The following is a 12511-nucleotide window of genomic DNA, read 5'->3' on the forward strand; positions in this document are numbered from 1 at the left end:
CGGGCCCAGCGCTTTTCGTGCTGGTAGCTTTTTCCTAGCCAGCGACTACAAAAATCATAATTTCGCGAATGTCTCGCTCTGAACAGAATGCGGCCAACACCCCAACAGATAGCCGCATCAGCAGAACAAGAATGATCAGAGTCAGAGGAGGCAAGCGATGACCGACCTGAACCAGACCGCGTTTCAGACCTACGCGGAGCAGGCAGTTGAAGTAACAGAAATCGATACGCTGGTTGTTGGTGCCGGTCAGGCCGGCGTGGCCATGAGCGAGCACCTGACCAAGCTCGGAGTGCCGCACCTGGTACTGGAGCGCAATCGCATCGCCGAAGCCTGGCGCACGGGGCGTTGGGATTCGCTGGTGGCCAATGGGCCGGCCTGGCACGACCGCTTCCCCGGGCTGGAATTCGACCTCGATCCCGACGCCTTCGCGCCTAAAGAGCAGGTTGCGGATTACTTCGAAGCCTACGCCAAGCAGTTCGATGCCCCCATCCGTACCGGCGTGGAAGTGAAATCGGTGGTGCGCAATACCGACCGTCCGGGATTCACCATCGAAACCTCGGAGGGGGTGATCCAGGCAAACCGCGTGGTGGCCGCTACTGGTCCTTTCCAGCGTCCGATCATTCCACCGATTGCGCCGACCAACGCAACGGTCACGCAGATTCACTCCGCCCAGTACCGCAATCCTCAGCAACTGCCGGAGGGCGGTGTGCTGGTGGTGGGTGCCGGGTCATCGGGCGTGCAGATTGCCGATGAGTTGCAGCGTGCCGGCAAGCAGGTCTACCTGTCGGTTGGCCCGCATGATCGTCCGCCGCGTGCTTACCGCAACCGTGATTTCTGCTGGTGGCTTGGCGTGCTCGGTCTGTGGGACGCGGAAGCCGCCCAGCCGGGCAAGGAGCACGTGACCATTGCCGTGAGCGGGGCCCGTGGCGGGCACACGGTCGATTTTCGTGGCCTGGCCCATCAGGGCGTGACGCTCGTGGGGCTTACCAAGTCGTTCGACGGCGACGTGGTGACCTTCCAGCAGGACCTGGCGGACAACATCGCCCGCGGTGATGAGAACTATTTGTCCCTGCTGGATGCAGCTGACGCCTATATCGCGCGCAATGGCCTTGACCTGCCAGAGGAGCCGGAAGCTCGTGCTTCGTACCCGAACCCGGAATGCCTGACCAATCCGATTCTTGAGCTGGACCTGGCCAAGGCCGGCGTCACCTCGATCATCTGGGCGACCGGATACGCGGTTGATTACAGCTGGCTGAAGGTCAATGCCTTCGACGGCAAAGGCAAGCCGCAGCACCAGCGCGGTGTTTCGACCGAGCCCGGCATCTATTTCCTGGGCCTGCCGTGGCTGTCACGCCGTGGTTCCACGTTCATCTGGGGCGTTTGGCACGATGCCAAACACATTGCCGACCATATCGCCACGCAGCGCAAGTATTCCGCCTACCGCGATGCTTCGCAGCGCCAGGCCGATGACTGATCGAAAGCGCCCCCCTGATTCGCAACCTCATAACTGCAGATTAATGGAAGCAAGTTGATGCCTACTCATACCCGCATTCGTATGTTCAATACCAAGGATACGTATCCAAACCAGAGCCTGGACAACGACCTGTGCCAGGCCGTGCGCGCCGGCAACACCGTCTATGTCCGTGGCCAGGTCGGGACCGATTTCGAAGGTCGCCTGGTTGGGCTGGGCGATCCGCGCGCCCAGACCGAGCAGGCAATGAAAAACGTCAAGCAACTGCTGGAGGAGGCGGGAAGCGACCTGTCCCATATCGTCAAGACGACCACCTATCTGATCGACCCGCGCTATCGCGAGCCGGTCTATCAGGAAGTCGGCAAGTGGTTGAAGGGCGTGTTCCCGATCTCCACCGGACTGGTGGTGTCGGCCCTGGGCCAGCCCCAGTGGCTGATGGAGATCGACGTGATCGCGGTGATCCCGGACGACTGGCAGCCGAAGGCATAAGGAGCAGGGTCATGACGTTCTCTATCATCGGCCGCTGCCACGAGACAGGCCAGCTCGGTATCGCCATCAGCTCGTCCAGCATTGCCGTCGGCGCGCGTTGCCCGTGGGTGCGCGCCGGTGTCGGGGCGGTGGCGACGCAGAACGTCACCTTGCCGGCGCTGGGGCCGCAAATCCTTGACTTGATCGACGCCCAGCAACTTGAGCCCGCCGCGGCGCTGGATCGGGCATTGAGCGCCAACGGCTGGAGTCAGTACCGCCAGGTAACAGTGATCGACGGGCAGGGGCGAGTCGCGCTTTTCAGCGGTAGTGAGGCGCTGGGCGTGCATAACGCCGTGGCTGGCGAGCAATGCGCCGCGGCAGGGAACCTGTTGGCCGGCACCCAGGTGATCGATGCCATGGTCAAGGCTTTCGAGGCTGCGCCTGGTTTGCTGGCGGATCGGCTGCTGGTCGCCATGCATGCGGCGATGGCGGCCGGTGGCGAGGCAGGTCCTGTGCATTCGGCGGCGCTCAAGGTAGTTGGGGACCTGACCTGGCCGATCGTCGACCTGCGGGTCGATTGGGCGGAAGAAGATCCCATCGGTCAGCTGGATGCGCTCTGGCAGGCTTATCGGCCGCAGATGCAGGATTACGTGATCCGGGCGTTGAATCCGACCGCGGCGCCCAGCTACGGGGTGCCAGGCGATGAGTGAGGTGTCCAGCCGCGACGTGCTCGAACGGCTGATCGGTTTTGCTACGGTCAGTCGGGATTCCAACCTGGAACTGATCGCTTTTATCCGGGACTACCTGGCAGGGCTGGGGGTGGAAAGCGAGCTGTTCCACAACTCGGAACGCACCAAGGCCAATCTGTTCGCCACCATCGGTCCTCGTGACCGGGGTGGCGTTGTACTTTCCGGCCATACCGACGTAGTGCCGGTGGACGGGCAGGCCTGGACGGTCGAGCCGTTCCGGCTGACCGAAAGGGAAGGGCGGTTGTACGGACGTGGTACGGCGGATATGAAAGGCTTCATCGCCTCCGTGCTGGCGGCGGTACCTGCTTTTCTCGAGCGCCCTCTCAGCGTGCCGGTTCATCTCGCCTTCTCGTATGACGAGGAAGTGGGGTGCCTGGGCGTGCGGGCGATGCTGGCGGAACTGGAGAAGCGGCCGCACAAGCCGCGCCTGTGCCTGATTGGTGAGCCTACCGAGCTGAAGCCGGTGCTCGGCCATAAGGGCAAGCTCGCCATGCGCTGCCAGGTCCAGGGGGCGGCTTGCCATTCCGCCTACGCGCCTTATGGCGTCAACGCCATCGAATATGCGGCGCGGTTGATCGGCAAGCTGGGGGAGCTCGGCGCGGAGCTTGCCCGTCCAGAGCGGCACGACGAGCGTTTCGACCCACCGTTCTCGACGGTGCAGACCGGCACCATCAAGGGAGGGCGGGCACTCAATATCGTGCCTGCGGAGTGCGAGTTCGATTTTGAAGTGCGCGCGCTACCGGACTTCGATGCCCAGCAGGTAGTCGATGACTTGCAGGCGTATTCCGAGTCCGAGCTGGTGCCGAAAATGCGTGCGGTGCAGGCTGGCACAGGAATTCGCCTGCAGCTACTGAGCGCTTATCCGGGGCTGGCTACTTCACCGGATAGTGAGGCGGCATGCCTGTTGGCCGTGCTCAGCAAATCAACGGAGTTTGGCACTGTGGCCTTCGGGACCGAGGGTGGACTGTTCGATCAGGTGGGCATTCCCACCGTGGTCTGTGGCCCGGGAAGCATGGATCAGGGGCACAAGCCCGATGAATTCATCAGCACAGGGCAGTTAGCCGGCTGCGACGCAATGCTGCGCCGCCTGGCGCTATATCTGCAGTCCGGGGACGGCCTGCTGTAAAATGCTGCACCGATTACGAATGGCCAAGCAGTGTGATTGACGGCCGTCAACCCCATTGCTACCATTCCAGCCCTTATGTTGGCTCGATTCCTCCGTCCGGAGGTTGAAAAAGCCAATGTCAACCCTGAGATTCGCGCCGCTTCCGGCTTTGGCAGGCAGCGGCGCAACTGGGGCGACGCAGGATACCAGCTTCGATCCTCGTCGCTTCTATTGATGACTTGACCGCATTGGCTGGAGTGCGGAATAGGGCCTTTCCTGGCCTTTGACTACAGGTATGAACATGAGCGAAAGCTTTGCAGAACTTTTTGAAGAAAGCCTGAAATCCCTCGATATGCAGCCGGGTGCAATCATCACCGGCATCGTGGTCGACATCGATGGTGACTGGGTCACCGTCCATGCTGGCCTGAAATCCGAGGGCGTCATCCCGGTCGAGCAGTTCTACAACGAACAGGGCGAGCTGACCATCAAGGTGGGTGACGAGGTCCACGTTGCGCTTGACGCGGTGGAAGATGGCTTCGGTGAAACCAAGCTGTCCCGCGAAAAAGCCAAGCGCGCTGAGTCCTGGCTGGTTCTGGAAGCGGCCTTCAACGCCGAAGAAGTGGTCAAGGGTGTTATCAACGGCAAGGTCAAAGGCGGCTTCACCGTCGACGTCAGCGGCATCCGCGCGTTCCTGCCGGGCTCCCTGGTGGATGTGCGTCCCGTACGCGACACCACTCACTTGGAAGGCAAGGAACTCGAGTTCAAGGTCATCAAGCTGGATCAGAAGCGCAACAACGTTGTCGTTTCCCGTCGCAGCGTCCTGGAAGCCGAGAACAGTGCCGAGCGCGAAGCTCTGCTGGAATCCCTGCAGGAAGGCCAGCAGGTCAAAGGTATCGTCAAGAACCTCACCGACTACGGTGCGTTCGTTGACCTGGGCGGCGTAGATGGTCTGCTGCACATCACCGACATGGCCTGGAAGCGCATCAAGCATCCGTCCGAGATCGTCAACGTTGGTGACGAGATCGACGTGAAAGTCCTGAAGTTCGACCGCGAGCGCAACCGCGTTTCCCTGGGTCTGAAGCAACTGGGCGAAGATCCTTGGGTCGCCATCAAGGCTCGTTACCCGGAAGGCACTCGCGTGACCGCCCGTGTAACCAACCTCACCGATTACGGCTGCTTCGCCGAGCTGGAAGAGGGTGTGGAAGGCCTGGTACACGTTTCCGAAATGGACTGGACCAACAAAAACATCCACCCGTCCAAGGTCGTTCAGGTTGGCGACGAAGTGGAAGTTCAGGTTCTGGACATCGACGAAGAGCGTCGTCGTATCTCCCTGGGCATCAAACAGTGCAAGTCCAATCCGTGGGAAGACTTCTCTGGCCGCTTCAACAAGGGCGACAAGATCTCCGGCACCATCAAGTCGATCACCGATTTCGGTATCTTCATCGGCCTGGAAGGTGGTATCGACGGTCTGGTCCACCTGTCCGACATCTCCTGGAACGAAGTTGGCGAAGAAGCCGTACGTCGCTTCAAGAAGGGCGACGAGCTGGAAACCGTCATCCTCTCCGTTGATCCGGAGCGTGAGCGCATCTCCCTGGGCATCAAGCAACTGGAAGACGATCCGTTCTCCAGCTACGCCTCCATGCACGAGAAAGGCAGCATCGTTCGCGGCACCGTGAAAGAAGTTGACGCCAAGGGTGCTGTAATCAGCCTCGGTGGCGAGATCGAAGGCGTTCTGAAGGCTTCCGAAATCAGCCGTGACCGCGTTGAAGACGCGCGCAACGTGCTGAAGGAAGGCGAAGAAGTTGAAGCCAAGATCATCAGCATCGACCGCAAGAGCCGTGTAATCAGCCTCTCCATCAAGTCCAAGGACGTTGATGACGAGAAGGACGCCATGAAAGAACTGCGCAAGCAGGAAGTGGAGTCCACCGGTCCGACCACCATTGGTGATCTGATCCGTGCTCAGATGGAGAACCAGGGCTAATCACCCTGCTCCTTCAGCAAAAAGGGCGGCCTAGGCCGCCCTTTTTGTTTTCTGCGATTTCCCTTCAGGTGCTTGGACTGTTCAAAGCTCCTCTGGCGTGCTAAAACCTCATGGAGCTGATCTAGCCGCTTGAATTAGAAGGGAAAACCATGACCAAGTCGGAGTTGATCGAACGAATCGTTACCCATCAGGGCCAGCTATCGTCCAAGGATGTAGAGCTTGCCATCAAGACCATGCTCGAGCAGATGTCCCAGGCCTTGGCGACAGGGGACAGGATCGAGATTCGTGGATTTGGTAGTTTTTCCCTTCATTTCCGCGCTCCGCGCGTTGGGCGTAACCCTAAGACGGGGGAATCGGTGCGCCTGGATGGCAAGTTTGTTCCGCATTTCAAGCCTGGGAAGGAGCTAAGGGATCGAGTGAACGACGAAGAGTAGCCTCTTCACCCCACCTTAAGTGGTCGTCCTCTCTTTCCAGGTATTTCTTGTTTTGCGTCAAGGTGTTATTCGCGCTCTCTGCTTGCGAATTTACGAAACGTAGGCAAAATGCTCGGGCTGCACGGTACTGAATCGACTGTGTCGATTTCTGCGCTGCCCATTGCAGCGTTTGGAGGTAATTCGTCCTGAAGGTGCAGTCGGAGAGGGCGAATTCATTCGATGTGTTAAGGACTGACTCGTGGTGTGTCTATTCCCTTAGTCGCGGCGCTTATGGCAGACAATTGGCTTGAATGGTCGTTGATTGCGAATGGGGCTGCACGTGCTGGAGGCGGTGCCATGCTTGGCGTCTGCTTCCCGAATCCCTTCCCGTGTCACTCTCGATATCCGTTTGGCTGATTTTGACGTCCCGCAAGGAGAGGCAAGGTTTTGCTCCATTCATCCAGTTTCGCGGGTCTCGGGGCCTTTCATTGGTGGAAGGCTTGTGAGTTGGGGGCGATTGGCTCCAGTGATTGCTCCCGTTCTGTGGTGTTCCAGAGGGAGGTGGAATGACCGGCAGTTCGGCGGCCCATCTGCAGGCAGGGCTATGAGATTTTCGTCCAAGTCCTTATGTGTGGTTTTTCGGCGTGTGCCTGATGTGCTCGCTGAACTCGCCATTCGTACAGACGGCCATGCAGCGCGGGTGCCGTGCCTTGGGTCGATCAAGCTCCCGTCTGGCTGATGCCTTTGATCAGTCAGATAGTCGGGAAGCGTGACTCAAACTGAATTGGCTCAATTTCTCGAGATAAAATATTGAAGCGTTATTGCGTTGTTATTTGGGTCGGGGTTTCTCTGAGTTTATAAGTATGCAATTTAAAGAATATAAAGATAGGCTTGGTTCCGGTGTTTATAATTTTTCTGTGAAACCAAGTTTATTCATGCTGTGGCTGGGGGCGTTCGCTTATGCATTTGTTCTTGGGTTGACATTGCAGAAACTCGTGCTGCCTCTGATTCCAAGTATGCATGCAGGCCACGGTCTCATGTTTGATGATGCGATAAACTTTCATCAGAATGCAGTCGCCATAGCGAATAGTATCAAGGCTAATGGCTGGGGCGCATGGGAGCTGATGCCTTTCGGCCGTTACACCGCGAATGTCGGGATCCTGGGTGCGATATATGCATTGTTCGGGGCCGAACCGGCTTATTTTCTGCCGCTGAATGCCGCATTTCATGCGCTGGGTGCGGTGTGCATAGTGCTTTTGACCTCTTTGATTTCACCTGTTACGCAGGGCATCAGGGGGGGGTTGTTCGCTGCATTCCTTTTCCTGGCCTTTCCTTCTGCTCTGGTCTGGTACGGCCAGAACCACAAGGACGCCTTCCTGATTGCGGGTTACCTGCTTTCCCTATATGCGTTCCTCCGCTCGTTCAGTCCGTGTTCGTTCCGCAAGGCGCTGATCAATGTCCTGATCATGGGCATCGGGATGGGGCTCGTAGCCATCATGCGGCCGCATATGGTGATGATCTATACCGCGGCTTTCGGTTGCGCATGGCTGGTGCTGGCCGCGTGGAGGCTCGTGCGTCCGGGCACCTTGGGGCGAGTCACCCTCCTCAATGCCCTAACGATGCTGGCCATCGCGGGCGCAATCGCCTCGACTGCTCCTGTGGAGAACCAGATGGTTACTTGGGAGGGGGGTGGCGTCGGGGGAGGCAGGCATGCGCCAGCCAACATGCAATTGGATAACTGGAAGTGGGAGCGTTCGGAGTTCCTACCCCTGAAAGTGGATAAAGAGCTGGAGAAGATTTCGGCCATTCGAGTGCATTTCATTCTGTCTGGAGAGAAGGTGGGCGCGGGCTCCATCATTGATGGTGATGTAAAGCCGACCAATGCCGTTGAGGCGCTTTTGTACATGCCAAGGGCCGCGCTCGTAGGTGTTTTTTCCCCTTTCCCGAGCTTCTGGGTCGAGCGACTCTCGTTGCCCAGGATCATTGGCTCGATTGAAACCTTGATTTTCTACATTCTCTTCCCAGGTGTGCTGGTGATGCTCTGGAAGAGGCCCAGCAAAGAGTTAGTCGCAAGCCTGATTGCTTGCTTGGCGGTCATTACGGTTATCAGTTATGTGGGTCCCAATATTGGTACTCTGCATAGGGTCCGCTATGGGCAGTTGTTTGTATTCACCTTGGTCGGATGTGCTGGTTGGGGAGTACTGCTAAGAGGTTGGCTGGAGCGTTCGGGGTACTCGCTTGCCTCGTTGCGAGTTCATGGAAGTCCTGCAGACAATTCCGCCGGTGGTGCAATCGCGAGCGGCGGCAAGGCATTCGGAGCGGGGCTCGTCGTGACGATCGTCACGATGCTGGGGCTGCTCGGGCTTCTTATCCGGGACTTGATGCTGATCAATCGCTCCGGTTTTGGTCATAGCCTGGATAGCTACTACATGGCAATCATGTTGCCAATGCTTGGTGCAAGCATTTTGGCTGCGCCACTTGGGGACGCACTGACAACCAAATTCTTGCAACAGAAAGAGCGCAAGAATATTCAATCCCTGCTAAGTGCTGCGGTCAGTTTTACGCTGCTTCTGTTTGCCCTGATAAGCATCGGGTTCTTGATGTTTTCCCACAGGATATTTTCCGGATTCCTAGCTGCTGGCCATCCCGCTGAAGTCATAAGGCTCTTGCCCGTCGCAATCCCGTTGTTTCTCCTGTCCGGGATAATAGTCGCAGGGAACAGCCTCGTTAATACACTTGGTCGTCCTGTCATTGCGGCTATTGCGCAGCTTGCGGTTCCGATAGTGGTGGTGGTGGCTATCTTGTTTGCTGATGATGGCCAACTCATGACCTACGCAATGGCAGGCATGAGCATTGGGCAGCTTGTCAATCTCGTCATCTTGTTCGCGATAGTCAGGCGCTTTGGGTTTACTTTGGTACCGGGTTCCATGTCGGCCCTCTTTCGTGAGAGGGAGATGATTGCCAATTGCAAATGGCTGGTTTTCTGCGCCCTAGTAACAGTTTTGGTCATACCTGTCAACTATTGGTTTGCTGGTCGGATTGGCGTTGGTTCGATCTCGACCTGGGCGATTGGCAGCAAGTTGGTCCAGATGTCGTCCCTACTCGGCGCAGCATTACTTACGGCGGTCTTTGTGCCCTACATGACTCGCCTTGTTTCCATGGGTTCAAAATCCCGGATACGTGGAAACCTGTACCTGTCGCTGGTCGCGGGGAGTTGGGGAAGTGCAGTCGTAATCGCGGTCGTCTTCATTTTCGCCGAACCGTTGGTGTTTGCCGCAGTCTCGGAGGGAGATAAAGAGGGGGCGGCCATGCAGTTGATTGGAATACTCAAGCTGGGGGCGCTGCAGCTTCCGTATGTCATTTCCAGCATTCTGCTTATCAAGCTGTGTGCGGTTTCTTCCAAATCCCGAAAGGCCGTAGTGGCGGCGTCTGCCGGCCTGGTCGGCAACGTGGTTCTGAACTTCATTTGGGTGCCGATGTGGGGGGTGCTGGGCCTGGCTGCGGCTTGGACGGTGTCGAGCATCCTTTCGACGGTCCTGATCATGGCGTTCACACGCAAGCAGTCTCACCTGAGTGCCGCGGAATTGTTCAGCATTGCCGCTACTTGGTTGGTGCTGTTCGGCTTTGCCGCCAGCATGCACCTGCGGAGTGTCGCGGTCCTGATGGTGACTCTCGTCGCATCGGTAGCAGTCATCTCGTTCCAGTTCAGGGCCCTCGCAAAAGTCACCCATGAGTGATGAGTGTCGTTACTTCGTGCGAAGCTGGCCACTCCGTGGCCAGTCAGCGCGGCACGGGCATCGGCAGTCGACTGTTCTTTGCTGGTGGGGGTGCATGCTGTAGGCTTTCGACCTCCCCTATGGATGGGCATCATCTATGTGGGTTGGTTCAGTTCCGGGTGTCCGGGGCATTGTGGTCTTGCAACCCGTTTTCCAGAGGAGCTGCGCCGGAAGCGGCTTTCTCGAATCTGAAGGAAATGTCATCGGCAGGATTGAGGCCTATCGCCAGCCCAGCCTGCCGTATTGTTGGAGTTTGAAATGTCTGTCCAGTCTGAACTCTGTGTTGCCAAGTTCAAGAGCAAAGAGGCTCTAATCGGAATTCTGGGGCTGGGCTATGTTGGCCTTCCACTCATGCTGCGATATAGCAATATCGGCTTTCGAGTGTTGGGAATCGATATTGACCGTGAGAAAGTCGAAAAGCTGAACGCCGGCAAGAGCTATATCGAACACATATCGGGCGAGCAAATTGCGAAAGCTCGTGCCGAAGGGTTCGAGGCGACCTCGAATTTTCAGCGCGCCAGCGAGTGCGATGCGTTGATTCTGTGTGTGCCAACCCCCCTCAACAAGTATCGCGAGCCTGACATGAGCTTCGTGATCAATACCACCAATGCCATCAAGCCTTATCTACGGACGGGTCAGGTCGTTTCGCTGGAGAGTACGACGTACCCGGGGACGACCGAGGAGGAGTTGCTGCCGCGGGTGGAAGAGAGCGGTTTGAAGGTTGGCGAGAACATTTTCCTGGTTTATTCCCCTGAGCGGGAGGATCCGGGCAATCCCAACTTCGAGACTCGTACGATTCCCAAGGTCATCGGTGGGCATACACAAGAGTGTCTGCGCGTAGGGGTGGCCCTCTACGAGCAAGCCATTGATCGCATCGTCCCTGTCAGCTCCACGAAAGCTGCCGAAATGACCAAGTTGCTGGAGAACATCCATCGTGCAGTGAACATTGGCCTGGTCAACGAGATGAAGGTGGTGGCCGACCGTATGGGGATAGATATCTTCGAAGTGGTCGACGCCGCCGCGACCAAGCCCTTCGGCTTCACGCCCTACTACCCGGGGCCCGGGCTGGGCGGGCACTGCATTCCGATCGACCCCTTCTATCTCACCTGGAAAGCGCGTGAGTATGGCTTGCATACGCGATTCATCGAGTTGTCGGGGGAAGTGAACCAGGCAATGCCCGAGTACGTGGTCGGCAAGCTTATGGACGGCCTCAATGACGAGGGCAAGGCCCTCAAGGGCAGCCGAATCCTCGTGCTTGGCATTGCGTACAAGAAGAACGTGGACGATATGCGAGAGTCTCCGTCGGTGGAGATCATGGAGTTGCTGGAGGCCAAGGGTTGCCAGGTGGCCTACAGCGATCCCCATGTCCCGGTCTTTCCAAAGATGCGCGAACATCATTTCGATCTGGTGAGCGAAGAGCTTACCGCTGAGAATTTGGCCAGATTCGACGCAGTCGTGCTCGCCACCGACCATGACAAGTTCGACTATGAGTTGATTCGCCAGCACGCTGCGTTGATTGTCGATAGTCGCGGCAAGTTCCGAGCGCCTGAAACGCACATCATCAAAGCCTGATTTTCCGGAGAGTTCTGCTTGAAACGCTTCGCACTGATCGGCGCTGCCGGTTACATCGCCCCCCGCCATATGCGCGCTATCAAGGACACGGGCAACGAGTTGGTGTCCGCCTACGATGTCAATGACTCGGTAGGCGTTATTGACAGCATCTCTCCCCAAAGCGAGTTCTTCACCGAGTTCGAACGCTTCATCGAACATGCCTGGCGGTTGAGGCGCGATCCCGCGACGGCGCTGGACTATGTGTCGGTTTGTTCTCCCAACTACCTGCACCACGCCCATATTGCCGCCGGACTTCGGCTTGGTTGCGACGTGATCTGTGAGAAACCACTGGTTCCCAGTCCGGAGATTCTTGACGAATTGGCGTTGATTGAGCGGGAAACTGGTATGCGCGTATACAACATCCTCCAACTCCGTCATCACCAGGCCATCCTGTCTCTGAAGAACAGGGTTGCCCGGGAAAATGCCGCGGAAAAATACGATGTTGAGCTGACGTACATTACCTCCAGGGGTAAGTGGTACATGGAAAGCTGGAAGGGCGATCCGCGAAAGTCCTTTGGCGTCGCGACCAACATCGGTGTGCATTTCTACGACATGTTGCACTTCACCTTTGGCAAGCTCCTGCGAAATGACGTCCATTTCTCCAGCGAGTCCAAGGCGGCCGGTTACCTGGAGTATGAGAAGGCGCGCGTGCGCTGGTTCCTTTCCATTGATGCCCGGGATCTGCCAGAGTCCGTGCGGGGCAAGAAGCCAACCTATCGTTCGGTCACCGTCAATGGTGAGGAAATCGAGTTCTCTGAGGGTTTCACTGACCTCCACACCGTAAGTTACCAGGAGATCCTTGCCGGTCGCGGATACGGCATAGAAGATGCGCGCCACTGTGTGGAAACGGTGAACAGCATCAGGACTTCGTCGATCGTCGAACCTCGGGAACGCGAGGGGCATCCTTTTCTCGCGGGCCTGGCTTGTTGAGGCTGGT

Annotated in this window: 9 protein-coding genes; all 9 read left to right on the forward strand. The window is 57.6% G+C overall.

The annotated features are described in order from the left end of the window. Window positions 1-157: 157 nt before the first annotated feature. The 9 genes from THL1_RS09770 (at window position 158) to wbpB (ending at window position 12504) form a co-directional block, all read left to right on the forward strand. On the forward strand, window positions 158-1474 hold the full coding sequence (locus THL1_RS09770; RefSeq protein WP_069083093.1) for a flavin-containing monooxygenase: 1317 nt from the start codon (window positions 158-160) through the stop codon (window positions 1472-1474). Between the two features lie 57 nt (window positions 1475-1531). Then, window positions 1532-1960, forward strand: coding sequence for a RidA family protein (locus THL1_RS09775; protein ID WP_069083094.1), 429 nt, complete (start codon window positions 1532-1534; stop codon window positions 1958-1960). 11 nt (window positions 1961-1971) lie between these two features. Next, the gene (locus THL1_RS09780) at window positions 1972-2649 is read left to right on the forward strand and encodes a DUF1028 domain-containing protein (protein ID WP_069083095.1); all 678 of its coding nucleotides are present in this window, start codon (window positions 1972-1974) and stop codon (window positions 2647-2649) included. Further along, window positions 2642-3814 (forward strand): acetylornithine deacetylase, encoded by a 1173-nt coding sequence (gene argE, locus THL1_RS09785; protein ID WP_069083096.1) that lies wholly within the window; start codon window positions 2642-2644, stop codon window positions 3812-3814. The genes THL1_RS09780 and argE overlap by 8 nt, the downstream gene beginning before the upstream one ends. A 280-nt stretch (window positions 3815-4094) precedes the next feature. After that, the gene (gene rpsA / locus THL1_RS09790; protein ID WP_069086463.1) at window positions 4095-5774 is read left to right on the forward strand and encodes a 30S ribosomal protein S1; all 1680 of its coding nucleotides are present in this window, start codon (window positions 4095-4097) and stop codon (window positions 5772-5774) included. Between the two features lie 149 nt (window positions 5775-5923). Then, window positions 5924-6208: an integration host factor subunit beta gene (ihfB, locus tag THL1_RS09795; RefSeq protein WP_069083097.1), complete on the forward strand. Its 285-nt coding sequence runs from the start codon at window positions 5924-5926 to the stop codon at window positions 6206-6208. 842 nt (window positions 6209-7050) lie between these two features. Next, complete coding sequence (locus THL1_RS09800; protein ID WP_083245856.1) at window positions 7051-9924, forward strand: lipid II flippase MurJ; 2874 nt, start codon at window positions 7051-7053, stop codon at window positions 9922-9924. Window positions 9925-10221: 297 nt separating this feature from the next. Beyond that, entirely contained in the window at window positions 10222-11535 is a 1314-nt protein-coding gene (gene wbpA, locus THL1_RS09805; protein ID WP_069083099.1) for a UDP-N-acetyl-D-glucosamine 6-dehydrogenase, read from the forward strand. A gap of 18 nt (window positions 11536-11553) precedes the next feature. Further along, window positions 11554-12504, forward strand: coding sequence for a UDP-N-acetyl-2-amino-2-deoxy-D-glucuronate oxidase (gene wbpB / locus THL1_RS09810; RefSeq protein ID WP_069083100.1), 951 nt, complete (start codon window positions 11554-11556; stop codon window positions 12502-12504). Window positions 12505-12511: the final 7 nt, after the last annotated feature.

The sequence above is a fragment of the Pseudomonas sp. TCU-HL1 genome (assembly GCF_001708505.1).
Lineage (GTDB): Bacteria > Pseudomonadota > Gammaproteobacteria > Pseudomonadales > Pseudomonadaceae > Metapseudomonas.

Coding starts and splice junctions, on each gene's coding strand:
- argE (WP_069083096.1), top strand. CDS start 2,642: ATGAGTGAGGTGTCCAGCCGCGACGTGCTCGAACGGCTGATCGGTTTT.
- ihfB (WP_069083097.1), top strand. CDS start 5,924: ATGACCAAGTCGGAGTTGATCGAACGAATCGTTACCCATCAGGGCCAG.
- rpsA (WP_069086463.1), top strand. CDS start 4,095: ATGAGCGAAAGCTTTGCAGAACTTTTTGAAGAAAGCCTGAAATCCCTC.
- THL1_RS09775 (WP_069083094.1), top strand. CDS start 1,532: ATGCCTACTCATACCCGCATTCGTATGTTCAATACCAAGGATACGTAT.
- THL1_RS09770 (WP_069083093.1), top strand. CDS start 158: ATGACCGACCTGAACCAGACCGCGTTTCAGACCTACGCGGAGCAGGCA.
- wbpA (WP_069083099.1), top strand. CDS start 10,222: ATGTCTGTCCAGTCTGAACTCTGTGTTGCCAAGTTCAAGAGCAAAGAG.
- THL1_RS09780 (WP_069083095.1), top strand. CDS start 1,972: ATGACGTTCTCTATCATCGGCCGCTGCCACGAGACAGGCCAGCTCGGT.
- THL1_RS09800 (WP_083245856.1), top strand. CDS start 7,051: ATGCAATTTAAAGAATATAAAGATAGGCTTGGTTCCGGTGTTTATAAT.